The 26920-nt window shown below is 58.5% G+C and carries 22 protein-coding genes and 1 pseudogene; 6 read left to right on the top strand and 17 right to left on the bottom strand.

What is annotated here, in order from left to right:
- Nucleotides 1-117: 117 nt before the first annotated feature.
- On the top strand, nt 118-1104 hold the full coding sequence (locus NY406_RS04590; RefSeq protein WP_260633555.1) for a phosphate acetyltransferase: 987 nt from the start codon (nt 118-120) through the stop codon (nt 1102-1104).
- A gap of 99 nt (nt 1105-1203) precedes the next feature.
- Here the strand turns inward: NY406_RS04590 and NY406_RS04585 are convergent, their stop codons facing one another.
- Nucleotides 1204-2034 carry an NmrA family NAD(P)-binding protein gene (locus tag NY406_RS04585; RefSeq protein WP_260633554.1) on the bottom strand — a complete coding sequence of 277 codons (831 nt, stop codon included), beginning with the start codon at nt 2032-2034 and terminating at the stop codon, nt 1204-1206.
- Nucleotides 2035-2386: 352 nt separating this feature from the next.
- Here NY406_RS04585 and NY406_RS04580 point away from each other — a divergent pair, with 352 nt between their 5' ends.
- Complete coding sequence (locus NY406_RS04580; protein WP_260633553.1) at nt 2387-3271, top strand: ADP-polyphosphate phosphotransferase; 885 nt, start codon at nt 2387-2389, stop codon at nt 3269-3271.
- 142 nt (nt 3272-3413) lie between these two features.
- Here the strand turns inward: NY406_RS04580 and NY406_RS04575 are convergent, their stop codons facing one another.
- Nucleotides 3414-3686 carry an HlyD family efflux transporter periplasmic adaptor subunit gene (locus tag NY406_RS04575; RefSeq protein ID WP_260633552.1) on the bottom strand — a complete coding sequence of 91 codons (273 nt, stop codon included), beginning with the start codon at nt 3684-3686 and terminating at the stop codon, nt 3414-3416.
- The gene (locus NY406_RS04570) at nt 3683-4471 is read right to left on the bottom strand and encodes a DUF3298 and DUF4163 domain-containing protein (protein ID WP_260633551.1); all 789 of its coding nucleotides are present in this window, start codon (nt 4469-4471) and stop codon (nt 3683-3685) included. Before NY406_RS04570 ends, NY406_RS04575 begins: the two co-directional genes overlap by 4 nt.
- 174 nt (nt 4472-4645) lie before the next feature.
- Here NY406_RS04570 and lipA point away from each other — a divergent pair, with 174 nt between their 5' ends.
- Genes lipA through NY406_RS04555 form a run of 3 tightly spaced genes read left to right on the top strand, consistent with a single transcriptional unit; the run spans nt 4646 to nt 6840 of the window.
- Nucleotides 4646-5518, top strand: coding sequence for a lipoyl synthase (lipA, locus tag NY406_RS04565; RefSeq protein ID WP_260633550.1), 873 nt, complete (start codon nt 4646-4648; stop codon nt 5516-5518).
- 19 nt (nt 5519-5537) lie between these two features.
- Nucleotides 5538-6119: a hypothetical protein gene (locus NY406_RS04560; RefSeq protein ID WP_260633549.1), complete on the top strand. Its 582-nt coding sequence runs from the start codon at nt 5538-5540 to the stop codon at nt 6117-6119.
- Nucleotides 6120-6138: 19 nt separating this feature from the next.
- Nucleotides 6139-6840, top strand: coding sequence for an SDR family oxidoreductase (locus NY406_RS04555; protein ID WP_260633548.1), 702 nt, complete (start codon nt 6139-6141; stop codon nt 6838-6840).
- Nucleotides 6841-6935: 95 nt separating this feature from the next.
- Here NY406_RS04555 and NY406_RS04550 read toward each other — a convergent pair whose 3' ends face one another.
- The 14 genes and pseudogenes from NY406_RS04550 to recC all read right to left on the bottom strand — a co-directional run bounded on the left by NY406_RS04550 (nt 6936) and on the right by recC (nt 26448).
- Nucleotides 6936-7313 (bottom strand): hypothetical protein, encoded by a 378-nt coding sequence (locus NY406_RS04550; protein WP_260633547.1) that lies wholly within the window; start codon nt 7311-7313, stop codon nt 6936-6938.
- Between the two features lie 216 nt (nt 7314-7529).
- Nucleotides 7530-8159, bottom strand: coding sequence for a leucine-rich repeat domain-containing protein (locus tag NY406_RS04545; RefSeq protein WP_260633546.1), 630 nt, complete (start codon nt 8157-8159; stop codon nt 7530-7532).
- Entirely contained in the window at nt 8156-9469 is a 1314-nt protein-coding gene (locus NY406_RS04540) for a hypothetical protein (RefSeq protein ID WP_260633545.1), read from the bottom strand. The genes NY406_RS04545 and NY406_RS04540 overlap by 4 nt, the downstream gene beginning before the upstream one ends.
- A 393-nt stretch (nt 9470-9862) precedes the next feature.
- Complete coding sequence (gene dsbD, locus NY406_RS04535; RefSeq protein ID WP_260633544.1) at nt 9863-11737, bottom strand: protein-disulfide reductase DsbD; 1875 nt, start codon at nt 11735-11737, stop codon at nt 9863-9865.
- An 8-nt stretch (nt 11738-11745) separates the two neighbouring features.
- On the bottom strand, nt 11746-12627 hold the full coding sequence (locus NY406_RS04530; RefSeq protein WP_260633543.1) for an FAD:protein FMN transferase: 882 nt from the start codon (nt 12625-12627) through the stop codon (nt 11746-11748).
- A gap of 50 nt (nt 12628-12677) precedes the next feature.
- Nucleotides 12678-13850 carry a DUF3570 domain-containing protein gene (locus NY406_RS04525; protein WP_260633542.1) on the bottom strand — a complete coding sequence of 391 codons (1173 nt, stop codon included), beginning with the start codon at nt 13848-13850 and terminating at the stop codon, nt 12678-12680.
- Nucleotides 13851-13864: 14 nt separating this feature from the next.
- A complete protein-coding gene (locus NY406_RS04520; protein ID WP_260633541.1) occupies nt 13865-14098 on the bottom strand; it encodes a DUF4266 domain-containing protein in 234 nt (77 codons plus the stop codon).
- Nucleotides 14098-14610, bottom strand: coding sequence for a TlpA family protein disulfide reductase (locus NY406_RS04515; protein ID WP_260633540.1), 513 nt, complete (start codon nt 14608-14610; stop codon nt 14098-14100). The genes NY406_RS04520 and NY406_RS04515 overlap by 1 nt, the downstream gene beginning before the upstream one ends.
- 131 nt (nt 14611-14741) lie before the next feature.
- Nucleotides 14742-16454, bottom strand: coding sequence for a TonB-dependent receptor domain-containing protein (locus tag NY406_RS04510; RefSeq protein ID WP_260633539.1), 1713 nt, complete (start codon nt 16452-16454; stop codon nt 14742-14744).
- Nucleotides 16420-16890 (bottom strand): TonB-dependent receptor plug domain-containing protein, encoded by a 471-nt coding sequence (locus tag NY406_RS04505; protein WP_260633538.1) that lies wholly within the window; start codon nt 16888-16890, stop codon nt 16420-16422. Before NY406_RS04505 ends, NY406_RS04510 begins: the two co-directional genes overlap by 35 nt.
- Nucleotides 16891-16983: 93 nt before the next feature.
- A complete protein-coding gene (locus NY406_RS04500) occupies nt 16984-17553 on the bottom strand; it encodes a transposase (protein ID WP_260633537.1) in 570 nt (189 codons plus the stop codon).
- A gap of 83 nt (nt 17554-17636) precedes the next feature.
- Nucleotides 17637-19374: pseudogene (gene recD / locus NY406_RS04495) on the bottom strand (exodeoxyribonuclease V subunit alpha).
- Nucleotides 19371-22970 carry an exodeoxyribonuclease V subunit beta gene (gene recB, locus NY406_RS04490; RefSeq protein ID WP_260633536.1) on the bottom strand — a complete coding sequence of 1200 codons (3600 nt, stop codon included), beginning with the start codon at nt 22968-22970 and terminating at the stop codon, nt 19371-19373. The pseudogene recD and the gene recB overlap by 4 nt, the downstream one beginning before the upstream one ends.
- 280 nt (nt 22971-23250) lie before the next feature.
- Complete coding sequence (recC, locus tag NY406_RS04485; protein ID WP_260633535.1) at nt 23251-26448, bottom strand: exodeoxyribonuclease V subunit gamma; 3198 nt, start codon at nt 26446-26448, stop codon at nt 23251-23253.
- Between the two features lie 259 nt (nt 26449-26707).
- On the opposite strand from recC, the gene NY406_RS04480 reads away from it, so the two are divergent.
- Nucleotides 26708-26887, top strand: coding sequence for an HTH domain-containing protein (locus tag NY406_RS04480; RefSeq protein WP_069809509.1), 180 nt, complete (start codon nt 26708-26710; stop codon nt 26885-26887).
- The last annotated feature ends 33 nt before the right edge of the window (nt 26888-26920 follow it).

Here is a 26920-nt window from a genome sequence, read left to right as displayed (position 1 = left end):
CCACATGAGCCACAGCCCACGCAATAACGTTTGTGAATACTTGCGACAAGCTGGGTAGGCGATGCTTGCATTGCGTATATTCTTTTATGCATTCTGCGTAACCAATGATCCGACGCCATGAGCGACAGAAACCACGCTTTTACAAGCGATGAACCGCCGGAAATTCAGGTTCATCCTCACGACCGCTACCATGCCGTAATCGAAAAATGCTCTTCACTCCCACCGCTTGTGACCGCCGTGGTGCATCCGGTTGACAGCCAGGTGCTTTCTGCGGTGTCCGATGCGGTGATGGAAAAGCTGATCACTCCCGTACTTGTCGGGCCAGCTGGACGCATCGAAAAAGCCGCTGAAAAAGCGGAAATCGATCTGTCGAAATGGCAGGTTATCGACACACCGCACAGCCACGCCGCAGGAGAAAAGGCGGTTGAGCTGGCGGTTTCAGGACAGGTCAGAGCAATCATGAAAGGCTCGCTGCATACCGATGAACTGCTCGGGCCGATTGTTGCCCATGGTTCTGGACTGCGCACCGAGCGCCGGCTGTCGCACGCCTACGTGATGGATACGGCGGGATACCACAAGTGGCTTATCGTTACCGACGCGGTCGTGAACATCTCGCCTGATCTTTGCGCCAAGGCGGACATCTGCAGGAACGCCGTCGATGCCTGGGTTGCGTTAACAGGGGAGAGCTGCTTGCCAAAAATCGCCGTGCTGGCGGCAGTGGAGGTGGTCAACCCCGCCATGCAGGCCACGCTCGACGCGGCGGCGCTCTGCAAAATGGCCGAGCGTGGCCAGATTACGGGATGCATCATCGACGGACCGCTCGCCTTCGACAACGCCATCAGCCGACAGGCCGCGAAAGAGAAGCACATCGTTTCACAAGTTGCGGGTGAGGCGGACATTCTGCTCGCGCCGGACATCGAGGCAGGCAACATTCTCGCCAAGCAGCTCACCTTCATCAGCCACGCCGACGCGGCGGGTGTCGTCATGGGTGCGAAAGTGCCGGTTATTCTCACCAGCCGAGCGGACAATCTGCGCACCCGGCTGCTCTCCTGCGCTCTTGCCGCGCTGGTGCAGTGGGCAAGGGAAGAGGGAAGGATAAAATAACAAACGCCGCAGCTTTGCGGCGTTTGTTTCGGTGTCATTGTCTTAACAAACCGGTGAACGGGGCTGCGCCAGAGGCAACAGCCCCCCCCCGGAAGCGTATCAGGCGTTGTAGGCCGCTGTAAATTCGGGCAGAAACGAATCAAACGTTCTCCAGCCGGCCATGACCGGGCGGTTGCGAAAATAGTCCGCATTCATATCTCCTGACCGCAGGGCGGCGCCCATTTCGGTATAATTTTTGGCAACCTCCTCTGGCAGGCCGATAGCAATCAGGTCGTCGTATTCTTCCTTGTCGGCGTGTTCGACCCATTTGAGATCCGTCCTTCCCGTTGCCTTGCCGAGCATGGTGACGATTTCAGCCGGGGTTTTCTCGTCGCTGGCGATGTAGCTGAAGCCTCTGCCGAGGTACGATTCATCCTTGAGTGCCTTTGCGGCGATATCGGCGATGTCTGCCGGATGCACCAGCACCATCGGGGCATCAGGCATGTAATTGCCGCTCAGAATTCCCTGATTTTTGATCTGGCCGATAGCGGTCAAAAAATTGGTGTAAAAGTAGCCCGCCCTCAGATGGTGGACGTTTACCCCCGCCATTTCGTCCATGGCCAGTTCAACCTGCGATAGTCCGCTGACCGGACCGCATTTATCGACCATATGGGCGCCGATGCTGCTCAGGTTCACCACGTGCTTGACGCCCGATTCTTTGATGGCCGCCACATAATTCTTGCCGATTCCGGCGATCCAGGCTTTCCAGTCAGCGGCATTCATGTTTGGAGGTACCATCGTAAAAACAGCGTCCGCGCCCCGGAAGGTCTCGGTGAGGAATCCGGTATCTTCCACACCGCCGATGGCTGCTTTAGCGCCGATCGCTTCGATCTCCTTTGTTCTTTCGGTGTTGCTGCTGATGACCGTCACAGCGTGGCCCTCTTTGCTCAACTGGGTTGCCAATGGTTTGCTGATGTGCCCCAATGAGCCGGTAATCACAAACTGCATAACTGTGGAATTTAGCGTTCAGATGACGGGTATTTGCTCTGCACCGGCATCGTGGAAAATGCAATTCTTCCCGAAGGATCTTATAAGTCAACCAGCTCAAGTCTTCAAACGGCTCCTGACAACCGAATGCCAAAACCTGGTTTTTCCGAGACGGGGATGGCAATGATTCTGTTTATCCTGCGGTATTGAAAAAGATATGATTCAATTCTGTTTTTTGCGAACTTGAAGAAGAGGTATCTCATTTCATTTCGATCTGCCTATCCCTTCGGGGAGACGCTGTAAAGGGAGAAACTTTATGAAATTCAATCTCGATGCTTTCAGAATTCAGCCGGGTAAAAAGCCAAATCTCGCCAAACGGCCAACCCGGATCGATCCGGTGTACAGCTCGAAAGAGGAGTACCATGAGCTGCTGGCCGACCATGTTGCAAAGTTGAGCAAATTGCAAAACATCCTGTACGCCGACAATCGGTATGCCGTGCTGCTTGTTTTTCAGGCCATGGATGCCGCCGGAAAGGACAGCGCCATCAAGCATGTGATGTCGGGAGTCAATCCGCAGGGATGCCAGGTCTACAGCTTCAAACATCCGTCAGCTACGGAACTCGAACACGATTTTCTCTGGCGAACCAACTGCTGGCTGCCTGAACGGGGCCGGATCGGTATTTTCAACCGCTCTTATTACGAGGAGGTACTTATTGTCCGGGTACATCCGGAAATTCTTGAAATGCAGAACATCCCTCACGATCTCACCCATAACGGCAAAGTATGGGATCACCGGTACCGCTCAATTGTCAGCCACGAACAGCATCTTCACTGTAACGGTACTCGTATTGTCAAGTTTTACCTGCATTTGTCGAAGGAGGAGCAACGCAAGCGCTTTCTTGACCGGATTGATGACCCAAACAAAAACTGGAAATTCAGTACCGCCGATCTCGAAGAGCGGAAATTCTGGGACAAGTATATGGAGGCTTACGAGTCCTGTCTCCAGGAGACCAGCAGCGAAGACGCTCCGTGGTACGCCGTTCCGGCAGACGATAAAAAGAATGCGCGATTGATCGTTTCCCGCATTGTGCTTGATACGCTCGAAAGTCTCAATCTCAAATACCCTGAAACCAGCCCGGACCGCCGCAAAGAGCTGCTCGATATTCGCAAACGGCTCGAAAATCCGGAGAACGGAAAGTAACAGTTTTCATGATGAGATATACCGAAGTGCGGAGATTTTTTGATATGAACGACTCTCATGATCATGTCCCATCAGCCAGTCTCCGCTAAATCTCAAAATTGTTGTATAATATAAATTATGTAAAGTTGCAGATATTGAAATCTCACCTTGATTTAAAGAATGTCCCCCACCATTGAAGTTGATAGTCATATCTGCATTTGGGCGTGAATTCGGCCTTCGACGAAATCCAGGTGATTGTGCCGGTCAGTTTCTTGCTCGCAGCCTTCTCATCGTCGATCAGCACCTCGACCTCCTGGCCGACTTTGATCGATGGCAGTTGCGTTTCCGAAAGCAACGCCATCCAGAGGATAGACAGAAACAGTTGTCGCGGGCGAGCGTTGGTTCTCGCTTCAGATCGAAGGTTTGGACGCATCATGGCTTGATTGGTTTGAGTTCTGGCAAGGGTTTGAGGATGCCTTTCAGGTCGTCGAAAGAGAGATCGACGGATATCTGACCGGCGGCGTAGGGGGCGATGTCGTACTGATTGAAAAGAAAACGGATACCGGAGCCGGTCACGGCGAAGTTGTTGTTGTGCGTGATTTTGTTCTCGAACAGCCCTCCCTTTTCGCCATTGAGCGGGTCACTTGCCGACAGGCCCCGCATCTGCCGGAATCGGCGCTCGATCAGCTTGTCGAGCGTTGCCTCGAACCCCGGCCTGAACAGGTCCTTCAGACCACGCAGCCTGCCGGTGGCGGTATCGAAAACCAGGTATTGCGTGACGCTCATCCCGTGTGCTCCGCCGGTGAAGGCGTAGGTAAAGATCGAAACCGTCAACAGGCCAGGGCGGTCAAGCAGCACATCGCCGGTGGTCTCAGATTGCCACGGCCATGAGTGCACCTGCTCATCTTTCATCATCGCTTCGCACTCCTTGATGAAAGCGCTCGCCGCTGCTTTGATGGTTGCTGCTGCCGGTCGCGACTCCGGCGAAGGGGTTTGGCTGACGACCGCTTTCAGGATTGACGCATTGATGATGTCGCCAATTTTCGATCTTTCAAACACCGGATAGTCGCATTTCCAGTAGGTCTCAGCATTGATTTTCGAGCGCTGTTCGTAACTGTAGAGACCGAATGCGAGCGGCCTGGAAGCAGATTTTGCGGAAGCAAGTACGGGCAGCAGCGCCATGGCGACAAAAACCACAAAAACAGCGAAAAGCTTTTTCATGATCGGAGAAATGAACGATTGAACGGAGCAGTTCCTTTCAAACAATGTACCGTTTTCCAGTCTCTCTGTCCACCCCGTCTCCCTCCCCCCCCCTCCATCCGACGATAGCAGGCATAATTGTCAGGATTGGCTATATTCGTGAAATTTTGTTCACCCTCAACCCGACGCTGCCGCATGAAATCCGGCTCCGGAAAAAAACCCGACTGGCTCAAGATCAAGCTCGCTTCCGGTTCGTCGTTCGCCTCGACGCGCAAGCTGCTCAACCAGCAAAGCCTGCACACGGTGTGCCGCTCGGCGATGTGTCCGAACCTGCACGAGTGCTGGTCGAAAGGCACAGCGACGTTCCTGTTGCTTGGCAACGTCTGCACCCGCGCCTGTCGCTTCTGCGCGGTGGGCACCGAGCGCCGCCCGGCGATGCCCGATCCGGCGGAGCCGTCGAAGATCGCCGAGGCGGTGAAGACGATGAAGCTCCGGCACGCCGTGCTGACCAGCGTCAATCGCGACGACCTCGCCGACGGCGGCGCATCGCACTGGGTCGAGACCATCCGCGTGATCCGCGCCGCGAACCCCGGTGTGAGTCTCGAATGCCTCATTCCCGACTTCAGCGGTAATGAACAGTCGCTCGATTTGGTAATGCGGGAGCGGCCCGAAGTGCTGAATCATAATATCGAAACCGTGCCGTCGCTCTACAGCAAGGTGCGGCCACAGGCGTCGTACGAGCGGTCGCTCTCGGTTATCGGGCGGGCGAAGCGCAAATTCCGGCTCGCCACCAAGTCCGGCATGATGGTCGGCATGGGCGAAATGCCGGAGGAGGTCGAAGCGTCGCTCGGCGACCTGCGCCGTCACGGCTGCGACATGGTGACCATCGGCCAGTACCTGCAACCGACCGCCGCGCATCTGCCAGTCAGCCGCTACGTCACGCCCGAAGAGTTCGAGCGCTACCGCGAAATCGCGCTGGACGCCGGATTCCGGCACGTCCAATCCGGCCCTTTCGTGCGCAGTTCCTACAACGCCGAAGCGTTCGAGCCGGTTGAAGAAATTTCCTGAACCAAAACCTTAACGCCCCATGCACAACATTCCGGCTCCCCTGCTGATTTACGCCTATTGGGCCATCGCCATCCTCATCGGTGTGATCTTCTTTCGCAAGGACATCACCGCTCCCAATCCGCCACTGGATGCGCGGCGCATCGGCCTGCTTATCTTTTCGGTGGTGATTCTGGGCCTCAACGCCTACATCTATTCCCACTCGACCAGCGATGGAGGCCGGACGCTCGATCCCTGGAGCGCCCTCATCTTCAGCGTCGGCAACGGCATCGCGGAGACCTTCATGTTCTACACCGTGTTCAGGATCGGGCAGTCGCTTGTCGGCAAATTCACCAAGAACCAGTGGGCGGGCTTCATCGTGGGCTTCCTCTTTTTCATGATTTACAGCGGCCTGATTCACGGCCTCTTCTGGCTCAACATTCTGCCAGAGCACGTCGTGCAGACCAGCCCGTTCAAGCCCTTTTTCATGCCGATCCAGCTCCTGATCGCCCTGAGCTGGGCGCTCTCGTTCTTCTGGTACCGCGACCTCCGCACCGTTTTCGTGCTGCACGCGCTGGTCGATCTCACGATGATCATGAACGTGAAGTTCTCGATGTTTTTCTGAACTGTAAATGGCTGATCTGATGAAACCACCATTTAAAGGAACCGTGCTGGTCGCGGGAGCGACCGGCAGAACTGGCCAGCTCGTCGTCCGCAGGCTTCAGGCGCACGGCATCGATTTCCGGCTTTTCGTGCGTTCCGGCGAAAAAGCCATCGAGCTTTTCGGCCCCGAAATTGTTGACAAGCTCGTCATCGGATCGGTGCAGAGCGACCCGGAGGTCGAGGCCGCCGTACGGAATATCGACGCTCTCATCTGCGCCATTGGCGGCAACGTGATGAACCCCGACGCGCCGCCGCCCTCCGCCATCGATCGCGACGGCGTCATCCGCCTCGCCACGGCGGCAAAAACGGCGGGCGTGACGACCTTCGTGCTCATCAGCTCGCTCGGCGTCACCCATCCCGAACACCCGCTCAACAAGTACGGCCGCGTGCTCGACATGAAGCTCGCCGGAGAAGACGCCGTCCGCGAACTCTACGGAGAAACGGGATTCCGCTACACCATCCTCCGCCCCGGCGGTCTCCTCGACGCCCCCGCCTTCCGGCACGAGCTGCGCTTCGACACCGGCGACAAAATCAGTGGCTCGATCTCGCGGGCGGACGTCGCCGAATCCGCCGTGATTTCGCTCTGGCATCCAAAGGCGAAAAACAAGACTTTCGAGCTGATCAAGGCTGGTGATGAAGAGGTTGCGCAGAGTTCGCTGGAGGGGTTTTTCGAGGCGTTGTAGTGAGGATGATTTTCTGTTATTTGAACGAAAGACTGCGCAAGAAGAGGTAGAGATCAAACTTAACCGATACAAAAAAATATTGGCAAATCGCTGGGTTAAGGCTTATCCTTTATCCGTTCAGCATTACCCACACATGCCGAAACCACATCTGGTCCGTTTGGCAGAACAGTAGCAGTTCCAATTCTGCTCTTTGTAAAAAGAACTTTTCCTTTCACTCGATCAATCTGATATGTCTCTATCAGCTCAATTCCTTGGTTCGTGGCCAAGCCAACTAGCGTGGAAGCACCAAACTTCACAAACTGAGTATTGTCATCCGTAACTGTCCCCGTGTTATCATCATTGAAGCAAAGCACTATCGGGTTCGAGAATTTATCGGGTACAAACGCATACTTGTCCGTTGACATCGCAATGTTCCCCTCAAGTTTTGTCAGTAACCAGCATTCTTTGGCCAAAACGGCTTGTGCGGTCAGCATACATACAATAATTGCTAAGAAACGTAGTAGCATAACACCCCCTAATGAAGCTTAAAGTGGTGATGGCTCGAATAATCCAAAAACGAATATTTTGTCATTCTGAACGGAACAACGTGTAGTGAAGAAACCCGTCGGAACACTTCGTGACTACTTAAATGTACTGGATTCTTCGCTTCTATCAAAATGACAGAGCAAAAGCTCATTTTCCAACCCCATTCACACCACCTCAACATCAGGCAGAACCTTACACAGTCGCTTGATCGCGGCATCATCAACATCGAGGCGCTGCACGACGACGCGGCGAAGCGCTGGCATTTCCGCGAGCGCGGCGAGGTCGGTGACGCTTGTGGCTCGGAGGTCAAGTGACGCCAGCGACGGATGATGGCGGAGTGCGGAGATGTCGGCGACGGGGGTGTGGGCGATGTCGAGTTCTTTCAGCGTTGCGCGTGAGGCCAGCCGCGCGAGGTCGGTCACGCGGGTGTGACGTAGCCGCAAGATGGCGAGATTTGGCAGACCGGCCAGCGGCGTAAGGTCGGTAACTCGCGTAAAGCTGACGTCGAGGGTGTGCAGCTCCCGGTGATTCTCAAGTCCGGCGAGCGAGCGCACGTTCTGTTCCGGAATTTCGACGACGCTCAGATGCGGACATTTGCGCAGCACCGACAAGTCGAGCAGAGCGCCGCCAGGTGATTCGTGGGGGTTGGTTTGCTGAAGCCGCAGAACGCGCAGTTCAGGCAACTCGCCCAACGGATCGAGCGTCACCACCAGAGCATTGACCAGGTCGATCACCTCGGTTCCGGGTGCGAACCGTTCACCGGCGAACAGGATCGATGGTGTTTCAGCGCTCATGGATAGACGTTCCGGTAATGATCGTGGAGCCAGTCCACGAGCCGACGATCACGCGCAGCATCTCCCAACAGTCCACCATAGGCGGCCATGGCTGCGTCAACGGCAAGGCTCACTCCGGCGGCGATCTCGTCAGCTGCGGAGAGGAACGACCCCATGGGCATGACATTTGGCACGTTCGGAACGTTGCGCATGGCCATGCCCATTGCCCGGACAATGCTCTCCGATGTGGTGATGTCGAGCCCGGTGACTTCGGGCGGCGAAATCATCTGCTCGTGCAACGTCAGATCCATCAGCGGCGAAACTTCGAGCATCCGGGCAACCGTTGCTCCGTCAAGAGGCGTGCCGTCCAGCTGGTTGCGACGAACATCCTTGATGAGTTTGTCGAAGTTCGCAGCCGCGTCCCACGCAAGACGGTAGTACTCCACTCCTTCGGCCCGGATCTGCTCCTCGGTGGTGAGGGGCGCTCCAGAACTCGAAAGGCCGGGTGTGAATGTCTGACCAGCATAGCGGCTTATGCCCCAGATTCTCCGGGGAAGCTCCTCGTAGTGCGCCGCATTGTTGACCTTTGTCGCCTCTTCGGCGGCCTCGAAGCCGGGGCTCCCATAGTAACCGTAATCGTCGATTCTGGACGCGGCCAGATGCGATGCTTCGTGCAGAAGCGTGACCTTCGATTGCGGGGTAAGCGGGTCCGACACGACTCTGGAGAGGAGGTGAATGTGTTGATCGTCGAAGCTGGCCCACCTGCCGAGGAAGGTTTCCTCAGCATCGAGGTTGTAATCGGTGCTGATGCGATGCTCAATGTCAGCGCTTATGGCGATGAGCCTGTTGTGAATCAGCCGATAGCCAGCCTGTGCCGTGCTCCACTCGGTGGGGCCGAACACTGCGCGAAGACCGGTGGCGTCGTTGGAGACGGCCAGCGCCGTGGTAGCCGCATCCTGCATGGCGGTACCGAGATTGGCCCGGTTGGCGGTATTGGGCGTGGTGTAGGCATCCCGAACCGAGTGATAGACCATCGTCCGGTCGGCTGGATCGATATAGCGCTCGTAGGCCGCCTGGTCGAGCTGGCCTGGCATCGGGAATATTTCATTCATCACCACGCCAATATCGGTTGCGCTGGTGGCGGAGCACAACCGCCCCTCCCGGTACATCCGTTCAAGCAGCCGTCGAACCCGGGAGTGCACAACAGACTCTTCAACCGTGCCGGACGAGAGGATCGCCTGAAGATCAGCTGACGGCGGCACGCGCCACTTGGCGTTTGATGGAAACCGGCTCAATCCGCTGAATGTGCTGCCGCCGCTGATTTTCTCCAATCTCGCGCCCGGCTTCAGCCCGCGCGATGCCTGAATGATTGACGTGGTTACAGTACCCGCGCTGGGAGCCGTTTGCGGAGTCTCGGACTGTTTTTGAAAAAACGATTCGGCCCCACGGCTCTGCTCAAAAAAAGATCGGGCTGGATTTGCTGATTTTTGTGCCGCACTTTGCGAACTGCTCTTCGATTTTCTGGCGAATGTACGCATGACCAATCTCCCTCCAGTTATTTCGCGGGTGTCAGTATTATCAAAAAACTACGAAAAGATTATGAAACCATTTACGCCCCTGTCTATAAAAACAAAAAGGGCGGACACACTGGCCCGCCCAACGCACTTCCAATTCCTCTTTCGTCAACACCTCCCTCTTTCAATTCATCATTCAGCACTCATGATTCATAATTTCTTCAAGTGTCCCAAAAACTCCTCTGCCTCCACAAACCCGACAATCCGGTTGTTTTTCTGTTCCTGACCTGACTTGTCGAAAAAGATTATGCCGGGAGGACCGAAAAGGTTGAAGCGTTTCATCAGGGCTTTGTCATCTGCGGTGTTCGCGGTCACGTCTGCCTGCAAAAGGGTGACGCCCTCGAGAGCCTGCTGAACTTTCGGGTCGCTGAAGGTGAATTTTTCCATCTCTTTGCACGAAACGCACCAGTCCGCGTAGAAGTCGAGCATGACCGGTTTGCCTGCCGATGCCTGAAGTTCGCGGTCGAGGTCTTCGGCGGAACGGATTCTTTTGAAGGCCAGTTCAGCAGTCTCGCCATTGTTAGCAGCCGCAACCGGAGAACCGCCGCGCAGTCCGGCCAGCGGTTCGAGCGGATTGGTTGCCCCCGAAGCGGCTCCTGCCAGCTCCATCACGCCGATGATGAAAAGCACCAGGCCGAGCGCTTTGGTGAATTTGCCGCCGATGGTGAGCTTCTCGGCAGGCGGACCGAACAGTCCAGCGAAAACTGCGCAGAGGATGCCGAGTGCGCCCCATGCAACCATAAGCGCCTGCGGAGGCAGCACCGGCGTCACCATCCAGATCGCCACGGCGATCAGCATCAGACCGAACACATATTTGACCCCAATCATCCACGCCCCGGCTTTCGGCAGCAGGCTGCCCGCCGACAGGCCGATCAGGAGCAACGGTACGCTCATGCCCATCGCCATCGAAAAGAGTGCCAGACCGCCGATGACAACGTCCTTCGTCTGGCTGATGTAAACCAGTGTTCCGGCAAGCGGTGCGGCGACGCAGGGGCCGACAATCAGTGCAGAGATGGCTCCCATGAAGAAAACGCCAACGAAACAGCCGCCCTTGAGCTTGCCGGAGGTCTTGCTCAGGCTGTTCTGCAACGACGCAGGCACCTGAAGCTGGTAGACATCAAACATCGAGAGCGAAAGGCCAATCAGCAGCAGGCTGAACATTACCAGCACCCACGGCTTCTGGAGCGCTCCGGCAAGCCCTTCGCCCGCAAGCCCTGCCGCCACGCCAAGGGAGGTGTAAACCAGCGCCATACCGAGGCAGTAGGCCACCGCCATGAGGAAGCTTTTCGCCTTGGTGGACTCCCCTTCTCCGACGATGATCGAGGAGAGAATCGGCACCATCGGCAACACGCAGGGAGTGAACGAGAGCAGCAGGCCGAACAGTAGGAAGGCGGCGGAAATCTTCCACCAGCTTCCGCCTTCAAGCGTCGATTGGGCGAGCGACATATCGTTCTGACCGCCCGATTTTTCCGATGTATCGGCGGGCGTGGCCGTCTCCGGCTGCGTTGGAGCCACTGCGGGTGCCAACCCCGCTGAACCGCTGTCGTCCGCTTCGGCGGTGGCGATGGCAAGCGGGCCCGGCTTTGACGGATCGACCCGGAAGGCCGTCGTTACCGGCGGATAGCACAGCCCGTCTTCGGAGCAACCCTGATACTCGATGCTCACGGTGAAGGGCGCGGCGGCCTGTTTGATGGGCACATCGACCTTCAGTTCATCATGATAGATCACCTGCTTTTCGCCGGTGGAGGGATCGGTGAAAAGAATGCCTTCGGGAAACACCGGCTTGCCGAGACTCGCCTCTCCATTCGTGACGCTCACCTTCACCTGATCGCGGTAAAGCTTGTACTTCCTGGCAATCTTCCAGTGCAGGGCAATGGTGTGGTTTGCGGTCAGCTCGGCGCTGGGTACAAACGCCTGCTCGGGATCGAGAAAATCGGCGGCCATGCTACTCGCGCTTCGCATGAGCATGATGAGCAGCACGATGAGAACCGAGATCAGGCGTCGAGGGGTCAATGGTCGTATCATGATTTTTTTCAGTGGTTATGGTATATCCTGTCGGTTTGATCGATGGCTAGGTAGCTAAAACCTGACTTTTTCAGGTAGCTCAATCCTTCCGCTTCGAGCAGCATGGCGATGGTGGTGACGCTGCCCGCCGTGGTTGCAAGCGGCGCGAGCACCGTCACCGAGCGCCAGAACGTTACCGGCCAGCCGGTTGCCGGGTTGATGATGTGGCAGTAGCGCCGCCCGTCCACCTCGAAAAATCGCTCGTAATCGCCGCTGGTGGCGATAGCTCCGGAGCTGACCGAAATCGAGGCGATCGTTCCGTCGGGATTGCGCGGATCGCGGATGCCAATTGTCCACGGCTCGCCGCCGGGCTTTGGCCCGATGATGCGGATGTCGCCGCCGAGATTGACGTAGCCGTGCCGAGCGCCGTGGTCACGGAGAGTCTCCGCAGCGGCATCGGCGGCGTACTCCTTGCCGATGCCGCCGAAGTCGAGCTGCATTCCCCTCTCCGACAGCTGGACTTCGTTTTCACGCCGCTTGACCCGTTGCCATCCGACAAGCTTCAGCAGCGAGAAGAGCGACTCCTGCGAAGGCACTTCGGCCTTGTCGAAATCCCACGCCCGGCGCAGCACGCCTGACGTCACATCGAACAGTCCGCCGCTGCTGCGCCAAACCGCATCGGCGTAATCGAGCAGTGCCACCGTCTCTTTATCGCACTTGACCCACGCTTTTCCGGCGGAATCGTTGATCCTCGACACCACGCTTTCAGGCTGGTATCGAGAATACTTTCGCTCAATTCGGGCGACCTCCTCCATGCCAAGCGCCGCAAGCGCTTTCGACTCTTTTTTCGTCATCCCGGCAAGTACGATTTCGCACCCGCTGCCCATTGCCCTGAATCCGAATCTGTGCATAGAAGCAGCAAGTTACATCGATTCAGCCTTTTTTCCTTGAAAGGCCAACCTCAGAACTTGCGCGACAGGCCGACCTGGACGCTTCTGAAGTCGAACGTCGGGATGCCCGGGTCGCCGTGGCCGTTGATGCCCCAGTCGTAGCGCTGCTCACAATGTTCATACTTCACATCGGCGCTCCAGCTTCGTCCCAGCTCCTTGGCGACCTTTACGCCGTAACTGAATGCACCGAAAGCCGATAGCCGCTGATCTTCGGAGTAATACTCCATGCCGTTCGTCGGGGCCACTGCACGCGGATCGTCACCAGTTGGCACGTAGAAGCTGGCGGCGCTTTGCGAATAGTACCTCACCATCGGTGTGATCTCCCAGCCATGCGGCAATGGCTGGACGTATTCAGCCGTGAAGGTATACGCCTCGATACCGAAGGTGTCGGTATAGTAACGATACGAAAGCCGCGCTGTACCATCCGGTCCGTCGAAGTGATGGTTCCAGCGGGTCATGAGGATAAACATCCGCCGTTTGCCGGGTCTTACGTCAGGATCCTTGTATGGATCGCTGTAATAACCGTCGCCGTGCGTATAGGTGGCAGTCACCTGCATGATGTCGTTCTGCGACACAACCTGCGTCACGCCGAACAGTCCGGAAACGACGCACTTGCGCCCCGGCGTGTCGCTTTGCTTTGACTCGATGACCGCCGGCTTGTCGAGATAAACCGTGTCGCTGCTGTAGGCGGCCCCGAGACTGAAGGTGGTGTTTTTGCTCTCGGTTGAGAGCGTGCCGTTAAGCGAAATGCCTCGTGAAATGTAGTCGGACTCCTGCGAGTAGCTCGTGCCGAGGCTGAGCGTACCTCGCGAAAAGTAACGGGTGAGGCTCAGGTCGCCGGCGTGCCGCAGGTCTCCCGATGCCCCGGAGGAGCTGTCGTTTTTGATCTCCGATGGAAACCTCCAGCCGTGGTAGGTTGGCGATGCGCCGGTAACCGAATCTTCGATGAAGGTCGTCGCGATCGACCACTTGCCCGCAATCGGCACCATACCATAAAAAGACAATGCGTTGACAGTCATACGATTCATCGACATGCCCGCCGTCAGATCGGTGTCGCCCGTCTGGCTGTCGTGATAGTTCAGGTATTTCAGGCTGACGACGCCCTCTTCGGGAGCTGCCTCCGCCTGGGCTTTCTTGGCCGACGGCAGGAGCATGGCAGCACTGGTGAGCAGCGCCGTCGCCATTTTCGATCTGTTTTTCAATTGCATCCACACCCTCCGCCACCGACTCCGGAACCGCCCGAGGCGCCCTCTTTGCTGCTATAGATATGCTCGGTGTAGTGTACGTCGAGCGGATCGTGATCAAAGGTCATTTCAGGCTTGGCCAGATTCTGCTTTTCCCACGGCTGAACGCTCGAACATCCAGAAAGTCCGGATATCATCGCAAGCAACGCGACAAGCGAGCCTCCAGCCAGAACAATCGTTTTTTTCATCACTTGACTCCCAGCGCCGCCTGAATCTGGCGCTCAAGCTCCGCCTTGTCAGAGGAGCTGAATCCGGCGTGCTGTAACAGAATCATACCGTTCCTGTCGATCAGAAAACTGGTCGGCATACCCTTCACGCCGTACACGCGAGGCATCTGCCCCTTCGAGTCGAACGCTACGGTAAAATCCGCAGGTACCTGCGCAAGGAACTTCACGGCGGCGTCGGTTTTGGCGTCGAGGTTGACGGCGACGACCTGAAAGCCCTTGGCTTTATACTTCGTCTGCATCTCGTTCATCCACGGGAACGACTGGCGGCACGGCCCGCACCACGAAGCCCAGAAATCGAGATAGACCACCGATCCCGCCTTGTCCGAAAGCTTTACCGTCCCCTGTTTGCCGGGTAACGAAAAATCCGCGGCTTTGTCTCCTTTTTCAAATGCGTGAGCATTGGCACTCAGGCCCAAGGAGAGCATAAGGGTAAAAAGTGTCGCCCTGCATGTGTTGAGTGTGAATCGCTTCATAAAGGTATGACTTGTCGATTAAGAATGAGTTCATAGAATCACCGTAGGGCCATTATAGCAAAATCGAGAGACGTTTTAGTAAAGCGGAGAATTTCACAAGGGCAATTCTCCGCTTTTGGAGTCAGCTTTACTCAGAACTTCTGGGTGAATGCTACGTTGAATGAACGTCCCATTCCGGCAAGCGGCTCGAATGCGGTACTCTTCTTGCTCGCAAGAAAATCATCGTAATTGATGCCGCCCAGCGGGAGATAGTAGAACCTGTCGAACAGATTCGTTACTCCGACATCGACCCTCAGGTTCTTGTACTCGTAGGCCGTGCCGATGTTGACCAGCACATAGCCCGACGTTCGCGGCTCGAACCGGAGCGGATCAGTTTTGCTCTTCGTCGATACCAGCTCCATCTCAAAGGTGTTGGTGAAGCCCGAAAGTTTCTGTTCCAGCGACAACCGGGCATTGAACGGCATCATGTGATAGAGGCTGTCGCCATTTGCGATGTCGATGCCATGAACGTAGCCGAGCGTTCCGTTAAGCCGTCCGTTGCCAAACCCTTCGCTATTCCAGAGTGCCACCGAACCCGAGACATTGATACCGTAAAGTTCGGCATTGATGTTGGTAAACTGAAGGATGTTGCGCACCTCATTGCCGGGGGCAGGAAAGGTTTTTTCTCCGATTTTCTTCACATCGATGTAATCATGCACATACGTGAAGTACGGCGTGATCTTCAGTTGCCACGCATTGCGCTCCGCATCGCGCCACGTCCCGGACACGCTGATCGTGTGGGCGATTTCCGGCCTGAGGTTCAGATTGCCCACATACCCGTTGCCGTCGCCGAACCAGCCCAGCATCCCGCTGGTCATCCAGGTGGTGCACCAGGCATAGCGCTCGTAGAGATTGGGCGAGCGGGTCTTGCGCGAATAACCGAGTTCATAAGTCGAAGCAGCATCCGGCTCGAACTTCAGCAGTGCGCTGAAATCCCAGTTGCTGTCGCTCTTTGCATGATCCGCTGCATTGAAAGCAGCGGCAGGTGTTGAATACATCGCAGCACCCGAATAGCCCTGCACGTCACCGGTGTCCATCCGCACCTGCTCGTTGCGCACACCGAGAATTGCCGTCATGTCGGTGGATACTTTCCCTTCCCACTCCGCGAAAATAGCGTAACGATCGCGATGGCCGTGGTTGATGTTCAGGAACGTTTCCGGCCACATCGAAGGATAGCCCTCCACGGGCGGCCAGTAGTCGTTCAGGCTGAACCGGTGGAACTCGTTGCCGACTCTGAGGATGTCGTCATCGGAAAGGTTGATTCCCGTCTTGAGGGTATAACCGACAGAAACACCTCGGGTTATCATCGGCATGTAGGGCATGCTCACCGGCGGAGCAAGCGCGATTGGTAGCTTGTCGTCACCGGAGTCCATTTTGTGCCAGGTGTTCTGCCAGTAGCCGGTAGCGTCGATCGCGCCCCAGTCAAAACTTCCGTGATAGCCGAGATTGACGAAAGAGGAGTTGTTCACGAGCATGTCCATCCACTGGTTGACGAACCCCTGGCCCGGAATGTACTGGTGACCCGCTTTGAGCGTCAGGCGATGATTTTCTGACCTGGCCCCGAGGGTCAAACCGAAATTTCGCGCCTCGTAATAGGTGGAGGTGATCTTGTTCCCGTTCCCGTCGCGGTAATCATCGGCGTGATCGATCGAGGCCGTAACGCCGAGGCTCAGGTTCCTGCTGGCCACGGTAGCGCCAAACGAAGCTCCGGCGGCATGGTTCTTGCTTCGGTAATAAGAGGAGACAACGCCCTCGGTTCGGAGCTGGTCATCAACAGCATAGAGCGGCGGTTGCCGATTCAACATGGATCATGCCGCCGATGCTGTCGCCTCCCTTGCTGACCGGGACGACGCAGGAGTTAACATAGATGTTCCCGACGCTTGAAGAGGGCATGTAGGAGAGCGGCGGGTTCATATGGTTGCCGCACGCCGAGCAGACGAGCATGTTATCGACAGCGATCAGCAACCGGTCATCGGCCAGACCGTTGATGACCGGCAGACCGGAGACCCCGCCTGCGGACTGAACGTTGACGCCAGCAGTGTCTTCGAGCATCGTCGTCGTATCGCTGCTCTTCAGGCGTTTCGACTCAATCGAACCTTGCGTTGCATTAACCGTCCCTTTGACGACAATCTCCTCGGACTGCACCTCGGCTGCCGGAGCCGACACCGGAGCCATTGCCAGGGAAACCAGAAGTGTAGCAAGCGGCTTGAACTTCAGCAGAATATCATTTGTATTTTTCATGATAAAATCATGTAATAAAGAGAGTTAAGAATAAAACGACTACCCAGAGGACAGAAGCAAATCAGTCTCGGGCCGCGTATGACGTGCCCCCGTCTATAAGACCACTTCTTTTTGGTAAAAATCCGTTTGCTGAACCATCAATTCTTCCGGTATCAGCCTTCCTGAAGAGCTGTGCGGGCGGATCGAATTGTCATCCTCCTGCCATTGCCCGATGATCTCTCGAATAGAGGTGTTGTCGACCGGTTTGCCCGGACGATTGAACACCAGTTTAACTCCATGACGATGCGCCCATGCATCAAGAGCTTTCCCGATGAATGCAGGGGCGTTATCGAATTTCCGACGCTTCTGTTCATCGGCCAACTCCCATAATCGCTGGCGAACCGGTTCATGGGTATCCGGTTTGGGTTTGTCATGCCAACTTGTACGGCTCAGCCCAATCAGCATACAGAGCTTTCTAAAACGCCGCCCGAAGTGTTCATGCAAGTGCCTGACAGCGTTGCGCTTGGCTTCACTGACCGTCATGCTGCCGTACTTCGATTTCCAGTTGTCAATCGTCGCATCGCTGAGGCCGTGTTGACGATAAAGATCCTTGACCGGTATGCCGGAATCGGCTTCCTTTAAGGTGCTGATGATCTGTTCTGTACTGTAATGCCTGGTTTTCATGCGTGGAACCTCCTTGGTTGATTTGAATCATTTTTTCCACAACCAAGTGCTCCCGCTTTTTCAGGCTTACGTCCGGTTAAATCTCACTTGTTTTTCAAAAACCTCTCCCTCAACCCGCTTCTCCGCTCCGTCCGGCGCTTCACTGCGGCGCCGAAAACAGCTTCTTCGCTCCAGATCGTCACCGACTGCTTCGCTCTCGTAATCCCCGTATAAATCAGCTCCCTCGTCAGCAAAAGAGTATCCTCTGGCGGCAAAACCATCAAAAACCCTGTCAAACTCAGATCCCTGGCTTTTGTGAACGGTCATGGCGAAAGCGGTTTCGCGCTTGGGCAGAAATTCCGGGGGGATAGCTCGGATGGTGCCGTCGGGAGCCGCGAAGAAGGCTCGGAGGTTGCCGTTTTCGGGGTCGGGAAGAATGATGCCGGTGTCGCCATTGAAGAGTTTGTGGGTGTAGTCATTTTCGGTGACGAGCACTGGGCGGCCACGGTAGAACGGCGTGTCGCAGCGGATGAGACCGGCCTCGTGGAGCAGCGTTTCGGCGGTGTGGTTCATGCCGGCTGCTCCCCACGGGCCTTCGCGGAGAGCGGTGAGGATGCGGAAGCGGTCGAAGCGGCGCAGCGCTTCGAGGGGCGTTTCGGCTTCGAGGCAGGGGCGGAAGCCTTCGAGTACCACGGCGGTGAGGCGCTTTTTGAGCGTTTCGCGCGTCGGCGGCGCTTCGAGCGCAATCGTGCTGCTGCCGGAATCGGCGAACAGGCGGAAGGCTTCGCGGTCGTCGCCAGCGTTGACGGCGCGGCTCAGGGCGGCGATGCCGGAGCCGTCGCCGAAGCGATAGTTGCGGTCGAGTACAGTGACGCATCCGGCGATTGCAGAGTCGGGCGATTCGGCGGCGCGGCAGATGTCGCCAAGCACCGCCCCGGCTTCGACCGAGGCGAGCTGGTCGCGGTCGCCGATGAGGATGAGCCGGGCGTGCGGCGGGAGCGCCGTGACGAGTGCCGTCATGAGCGGCAGATCGACCATCGAGGCCTCATCGACAATCACGGTGTCGCAAGGTAGCGGGTTGCGCTCGTTGTGACGAAAACCGGCCGAGCCGGGCAAGGTGCCGAGCAGTCGGTGGATCGTCGTGACCTGGCTCGGAATCGCACCTTTCACCTTTTCGGCGCACGGCAGCGCGTCGCGAAGCGAGGCGATGGACGAAGCGAGACGCGCGGCGGCTTTGCCGGTGGGCGCGGCCATCGCGATGCGCAGGCGCTCTCCGCCGGGTTGTTCGAGCAACAGGCCGAGGATGCGCACGACGGTGGTGGTTTTGCCGGTGCCAGGGCCGCCGGAGATGACCGAAAAGCGCCGCCTGAGCGCCGTCAGCGCAGACTGCCTCTGGCGATCCTCCCCCGATGAATCGGGGCCGAAGTAGCGGTCGAGCTGCGCGGCAAGCGCGGCTTCGCCGATCTCGACGCTCTCCGACCCAGCGCGGGCGCGGATGGCGTCGGCAAGCAGCGTTTCGTAACGGAAGTAGCGATAAAGATAAAGCCGTCCGGCGTCGTCGAGAATCAGCGGGCGATGCTCCCCCGGCTCGCCGAGCGTCGGCAGCGAGCGCAGAGCGGTGATGAGGCTGGCGGCGTCGGGCAGACGCAGCGCCTCTTCCTCTCCGGGAATTCGCACAGCCTCTTCGGCGATCTCCTCCAGATCGAGGCAGACATGCCCCTGCCCCACCGCTTGACTGAGCAGCGAAACGACAGTGCGCAGCAGTTCCGCATTTTCCGTCACGCCCCGGCAGAGAAACGCCGCCGCCTGCCGGTCGATAGGTCGTTCGATGAAATCGATCATCCTTCGTCCTCCCCCGTTGGCATTTCGACAAGCAGTTCGCTCAGTTCGCGGATCAGCTCCACGGACGGCAGGTCACGGTAGAAACCGAACGCTTCGCCGCGTTCGGCACTGACGCCACGGACAAAGACGTAGATTGCGCCGCCGAAGTGCGTTTCGTAGCGGTAGCCCGGCACGCGCAGCGAGAGGTAGCGGTCGAGCGCGACCGTGTAGAGCAGGTATTGCAGGCGGTAGAGGTTGTCCGTCATCGCCTGTTCGAGCCGCTCGCGGCGGTACTCCTCGACCGAATTGCCGAGATGGTTGGACTTCCAGTCGAGCAGCCAGAATCGCCCCCGGACCTCGAACACCATGTCCATGAAACCCATCAGCATCCCCTTCACCGGCGCGAAATCGAGCGCCTGCAACGCGGCGGCAGGATCGGCGCCCGCAGGGATAACGCCATGTTGCGCAAGCATTTCGGCCAACTCCGGCGCGGTGATGCGTTTGAGCGGGAAGAAGAACTCCAGCTCGGTGAACCATGTTCGCGGCTTCAGGCCGCCGAGGGTGAATGGGCCGCCGGGCGACGAAAGCGGCGTTGCGAGCACCTCCCTCGCCATGCCGGCAAGCGCCGGTTGCCACGCCTCATCAAAGCCGTACCGGTCGAGCGCCGTCGCGCAGGCCGTGTCGATGTCGGTCTCCGATGCCGAGGCGAAGTCGAGCGTCTCGAAGATCGAGTGCATCAGGATGCCCGCTCCGGCTCCTTTCGGAAAGGCGAAAATGGAGCGATCCGCTTCCGGCAGCGCGAGCGGCGCGGCGGGTTCCGCCGGAGCGCTTTCGTCGCGGTCGGGCAGCTCGAAAGCCATGTGCTTGTGGCGGCTGAGCGTGGTGAAACTCGCAATCCGCCAGTCGGTTTCGAGGATTTTCTCGAACCGGCGAAGCACGAGTTCAGGCTGCTCCGTCGTTCCGGCAGACGGGACGCTCACGCGGAAATCGTCGCCCAGCGTCAGCCGTTTGACCTGCATTGCGCCATCCGATTCATCCGCCAGTTTCTCCAATCGTCCGGCCATTGTATCCACGCCAATTGCCGAAAGCTCAGCCGTCGCGTTGGCAACCGGATCGACGCTACGGCGGGCGTCGTCCGAGGCGTAGAGTAAATATGATGCAGGCGCAAGTTGCGGCGGCTTGCCGCTTTTGCGGCCATCGACGATGCGGGTGGTGAAGAAGATGCAGCGCTGTTCGGCCCGCGTCAGAGCGACGTAGAAGAGCCGCAGGTTTTCGGCGAGCGTCTCCCGCGCGGCAAGCGTCCGGTGACGGGCGAGCGCTGCCGAACCGAAATCGCGGAGCATCCGCCCAGCCTCATCGTGGCACAGCGCCACCTCATCCTTGCCGTTGCCGCCGACGAACTGGAACGGGCAAAAGACGACCGGGTACTGCAACCCTTTGCTGACGTGCGCTGTGACGATTTTGACCGCCGGTTCGTCGCTTTCGAGGCGAATCTGGTACTCCTCGCCGCGCTCGCGCCTCGCCACGCGCTCGCTGAACCACGCCACGAGACTCTCCATACCAAGCCCCCTGGCGTGCGCCTCGCGATGCAGCAGCTCGAAGCAGTGCAGCACGTTGGTCAGCGCCCGCTCGCCGGACGCGCCCGCCGTGGCCAACAGTCGCTCGCGTACCCCTTCGCGGCGCATCAGCTCACGGGCCATCACCATGAAGCCGCGCTCTCGCCAGAGGCGGTGGTAGTCGCGAAACTCCTGCAACCGCGCGGCCCAAGCGTTTTCGTCGCTGTTGAGGCGGGCGATGTCGCTACCGTTCAGGCCGAAAATCGGCGTAACGAGCGCAGCGCGTACGAGCGTTTCGCGGCCCGGATCGGCGAGCGCCGACACGAGCATGCGCACCTCCTCGGCCTCGATGGAGGCGAAGACGCTTTCGTCGCTGCGCATGACCGACACGATGCCCGCTTTACGCAGCGTCGCCTGCATCAGCCGGGCCTGCCGGTGGGTGCGCACGATCACCGCGATGTCGCTCGCTTCCGTGCCACCACCGATCGTTTCGGCCACCATCGAAGCGCACGCTTCCGCTGCGAACTGCGTGGCGTCGCCGCTTTTCAGGCTGCCGTCCTCCTCGCCGCCATCGAGCAGGCAGAGTTCGAGCGGCGGCTCGGCGGAGCTTTCGGCGGTGAGGCGGCCCGCCACGAGCGGCGGTGACGGTATGCCGTCGAAAACGAAGGGCTGGCGGGCATGGTCGAAAAGCCGATTGAAGCCGTCGAGCAGCTTTGGCATCGAGCGCCAGTTGGTGTTGAGCGTAAATCGCCGCTCCTCGCCAACGTCGCTGGCAGCCTGCAGATAGGTGAAAATGTCGGCCCCCCGGAAGCTGTAGATCGCCTGCTTGGGATCGCCGATGAGAAAAAGTGGCGCATCCGAACCAGCGTAAATGCGCCGGAAGATGTCGTACTGCACCGGATCGGTGTCCTGAAACTCGTCGATCAGCGCCGCCCGATAGCGATTTCGCAGCGCCTCGGTCAGTGCGTCAGCCTCAGTACCGTCGGCGAGGGCGTGGTAAAGGTCGGCAAGCAGATCGTCAAAAAAGCGGATGTTGCCCTCCTTTTTGCGCTCCGGCAGCCGCTTTCGATAGAAGGTCACAAGCTCGGACTTAAGCGCCAGCAACCGCTCATCCGCCGCCGACTGCAACCGCTCGCAGGCCTCGAAAAAGGGATGTTCAGGTGATGTCTTGGAAGACTTTGTGCCTGCCGCGATGCCGGAGGCGGTCAGCTTTTCGAAACCGTCAAAAAGCGCGAAGGGATTGCCGCCAGCCGCGAACTCGTCGAGCGACGACAGCAACGGCTCGACTTTATCATCGCGATAAAATTTTTCGGAACGGCTGAGGCTTTTGTCGCTGCGCAGAATCGTCGAAATTGCCTCGCGCTCGTCACGCCAGATACGCCGTATTTCGTCGAAGACCGCTTGCGCTTCATTCTCGATCCGTGTGATCTCCGTTTCGCCGTAAACCGGCAACACCACGTCGTGCTCCGAGAGCTGCAACGATTGCAGGAACGCCATGAGGGTGTCGGGCGTCCACTTTTTCAGCAGCGCGTAGGCGAGTAGGCGGTTGGCGCTTCCGAAAAAGCGCTCCCGCCAGAAGTCGTCGATCACCTGCCCGGCAAGCGCGGACTGGTCGTCCATCAGCTCGGTGTCGTACAGCGCCCCGCTCTCGAAGGCCTGATCCTGCAACGCCCGCAGGCAGAAACCGTGAATCGTGAAGATCGAGGCCATGTCGAACTCGGCAAGCGCCGCTTCGAGCAGCACAGCGGCCTGTTCGGTCGAGCCGGATTGTTCGGCGCGGTCGCGCAAGGCGACAAGAAATTCGTCCTCCGTCTCATCGCCGCGAAATACGTCGAGTGCCTCGCGAATGCGGCGGCGGATTCGCGAGCGAAGCTCCTTCGTGGCGGCCTCGGTGAAGGTGACAACGAGAATCTGCTCGGGCCGCAGCTCTTTTTCGACCAGCAGTCGCAGGTAAAGCGAGGCGATGGCGTAGGTCTTGCCAGTGCCCGCACTCGCCTCGATGAGGGTCATGCCGGAGAGCGCGACGGCGGCATGGTCGAGGATGTTTAGTAATCCGGCCATTAAAATTGTCAAACAATTGCCCCAGACTTCAGTCCGGGGTTTATGAATAACACAAAATATATCAGGGCGTTAGCCCAATCATTTTCAAAAGATCGGGAGCGACGAAATGTCCCCCAAAGAGCAAGAGAAGAAATTGGGCTAAAGCCCATTGTTTTTTTTCGTGCGCTATCCCCGGACTGAAGTCCGGGGCAATTGAACAGCCAGGTCTCGAATGAATCGGCATGATCCTGATACATATCATCAGATTGACGGTCTCGACGGGAAAAATGTTGCCAGATTCTCATCCTTTCCCTCCGTGCTCGATCATTGGCTGGAGCAGCTCGTCCGCGATCTGTGCGAAGCGCTCGCCGAAGGGCGGTTCTTCGCCGAAACAGCGTCGGATGGCGGGGTCGCTTCCCTCGCCTTCGATTCCGCCGAAGCCGTCGAGCCACTGGCCGAGCGCGGCTTTGCGCCGGTCGGCTTCGGGCTTGTCGGCTTTTTCGGCCCAGGCGAGCGAGGTGCGCGGGAAAAATGGAATCGGCTCGGCAAGCCCTTCGCGGTAGAGGTCGAGCAGCGCTTCGAGTCGTTCGGTTGCGCCTTCGACGGGTCGATAGCGGATCGCGCGGTCGAGCGTGACGATGCGCGTTTCGCGCCTTGCGTCCTCATTGACCGCATTTTGCGCGAGGTGCAGGAGCCACGAACGGAGACGATCCTGCGCGCGCATTCTCGCGCATCGATAGAGGAGCTGGCCGGTCGGCAGGAGGTGGTCGAGTTTTCCGGTGAGGCGGAAGCCGGCGAGATCGAGATTGATGTCGAGCTGGCTGAAGGCGCCGCCGCCCCTCAGCTCCTGCACTTTAGCGGCGAACTCTTCGACCTCGGCCAGAATCTTTCGGAAGAGCAGCTCGCCGTGCGTCGCTGGCGGCAGCAATCCGCGCGACCGGAAGATCGGCAGCATCGCTCGCCCGTCGCCGCGTTCGAGTACCGCTTCGAGCAGCTCTTGGCGCATTTCGTAGCGTTCGAGTCCGACCGCCTCGAACGGCTCGCGCTCGCCGAGCGGTTCCGCCGCTGACGACGGTTTCAGGCCGAGACGCCTTTCGAGAAAGTACGCCGCCGGGTTGGCGAAAAAGCGGGCGAGATCATCGAGCGTGATCGTCCGCTCATCGTCGCTGAGAGCGTCGAGCGGCTCTTCGATAAACGCTCTGGCGGCGAGTGAATTGCGCCCCGCGAGCGCCCGGAAGTTGTCCGCCGAGTAGCTGAAAAAGCCGGAGCCAGGCGTGAAGTAAACCGGGCTGAAGCCCTGGAGGCGATGCTGCACGACAAGGCGCGATGCGGCATTTTCGCCCTCCGGGAAATCGAAGCCGCGCTCGATGGCGTCGAGCAGCTCGCTCACCAGCACCGATGGTGGCAGTTCGCTATTATCCTTCATGCTCTGGCCGACGTAACTCAGATAGAGCACATCGCGGGCCGAGAGGATTGATTCGAGAAACAGGTAGCGGTCGTCGCCGCGCACGGAGCGGTCGCCCTTGCGCGGCTCGCGGGCGAGCAGGTCGAAGCCTGGTGGCCGCTCTTGGCGCGGGAATGCGCCGTCGCTCATACCGATCATCGCCACGACCCGGAACGGAATGCTGCGCATCGGCAACATCGCGCAGAAGGTGATGCCGCCGGTCATAAAGCCGAGGCCCATCTCGAACTGTTCGAGCCGCCCGCGCAGCCAAACGATCATCACCTGCGCCGAGACATCACCGTCGAATCGGGAGTGTTCGGCCAGCGCGGTGAGACTGTCGATCTCCGCCTTGACGTGCGCCAGCTCGCGCTCCGAATCGGCATCGGCTTCGATGAAGTTTTCGAGCATCCAGAGGAAGTGCTCCCGCCACTCGCCAAGCGGGCGCGGGCAACTGAAGCGCTTCGAAAGCTGATCGACGGCATCAATGAAATCGACAAGCTTGCCGAGCGTTTCAGCATCGCTCGCGACCTCAAAGGGCAGCACGCCATCGAACAATTGCCCCTCATCCGGCATTGCGTAGCCAAGCAAAAGCCGCTCCAGCCCGGCTCGCCACGAGTTCTCCCGGAACGGGGGCAGGCCAAGACTGCTTCGCGAACGCTCGTCCATGCCCCAGCGGATGCGCGTCTCTTCGATCCAGCGCCGCACCGAGTCGAGTTCCTCCTCGTCGAGCCGGAAGCGGCGGCTCACCGGCGACGACGAAAGCAAGTCGAAGAGCGCGGGCGCGGTGTGACGGCTACCGTACAACTCCAGCAGCTTGAGCATCGCCGGAGCGACGCCGCCCTCGTCGAGCATCCGGCGGTCGGCGATGGAGTGCGGCAGGCGCTGCTCCCCGTCCCCGCTCGCGCCGAACACGGTGGCGATGTAGGGCGCGTAGGTCTCAATGTCGGGCGTCATCACCACGATGTCGCGCGGTTCGAGGCCGGGCAGGCTGTCGAGCAGGTCAAGCAGATTGTCATGCAGCACCTCGACCTCGCGCAGCGGGTTGTGGCACGAGTACACCTGCACCGAGCGGTCGCTTGCCTCGGGAGCCGGATGCCGCTCCTCGGTGCCATCGCCGCGCAGATTAAGCATGTCGGACTGCAACGCGCGGAGCAGCGTCGCCGTGCCGGGGTCGTCGTAGAGATCGTACTCGTCCTCGACCTCGCCCACGTCGAGCAGCAGTTCGGCAAATTCGCGACCGCTCTTGCCGAGCGAGGCGAGCAGCGGATTGCCCTCCATGCTCAGCGACCGCTCGCTTTCGCTCATGCGGAAGAGCCGCCGCCGCGAAACGATGTCCGTCCAGAACTCCTGCGTCGGACTCAACAGGAACAGGTTCACCGGAATTCGCGCAGCGAGCGCCTGAAGCATTTTGACGTGAAACGGCGGCATGTAGGAGACGCCGAAGAGCGAAATGCGCTTCGGAAAATCGTCGGGCAGCTGGGCAGTCCTCGCCTTCCTGAGAAACTCTGCCTGGAGCTGGCCTCGATGTTTTCCTGAACTCTCCGCTACGAGCGCCCTCCACAGCTCCGGCTGCCAATCCAGCACGACGTCCTCGCCGCCCGCCTCCCACGCGGCGAGCATGTCAGGGCGGAAGAGGGTGTACTGGTCGAAGGTGTCACCAATCCTGCTGCAGAGTTGGAAAAGTTTCAGTCCGTCACGGTCGCCATCGAGATAGGCGCGGAGTGGCGCGAACGAGTCGCGTTCGAGCAGACCCGGCAAGAGGCGCATCAGGCCCCAAGAGATCGTCTCTTTCGAGAAGCGCTCGCCGTCCGTTTTTTCCGCCAGCTCAAGCCACTCGAAAAGCCTCTGGATCAGCGCATTCGGGAACGGATACTCCGCCCCGGCCCAGACGCCAAACTGCGCGGCGAGCCGCATCGACAGCCACCGCTGCATTCCCCGGCTCTGCACCACGATCCACTCGCGCTCGAACGGCGAGGCGAGCGGCGTGGCTGCGGCCATCTCGCCAAACGCCGAAACGAGCGTTTCGAGCCGGTTGCCGGTGTAGATTTCAAGCACGGCAGTCAGCTCCGGAGCTTACGGTTATGCGCGGCAGAAATCGCATGTGGAGAACTCTTTGTTTGGCAGTCAAATCAAGTATAAATAATGAAATATCGTTGTATCAACAAACGTTGCCAAGCCAGACAATAAATGACCGGATACGAAAACTCCCCTCATTATTCATGATCATTGTCGATTATCAATTGCCCGAATTCCTTACATTAAAAGCAGGTGCAAACCATACCGAATTTCAAAACGAACGACCAACCTAACTATTATGGACGCGAAAACCACCATTCTCGAAGTGCTGAAAAAAGAGGGCGAGCCGATGAGCGCCGGCCAAATCGCCGAAAAGAGCGGACTTGACCGCAAAGAGGTGGACAAGGCGATGAAAAGTCTCAAAGAAGAGGAGCTGATCGTTTCGCCGAAACGCTGCTACTGGACCCCCAAAGCTTGATGCTCGGGTTGAATTCCGCCAGAATTTTTCTCG

The sequence above is a fragment of the Chlorobaculum sp. MV4-Y genome (genome assembly GCF_025244685.1).
Lineage (GTDB): Bacteria > Bacteroidota > Chlorobiia > Chlorobiales > Chlorobiaceae > Chlorobaculum.
Note: the sequence above shows the minus strand (reverse complement) of the source record. Positions and strands in the feature narration are given on the sequence as shown.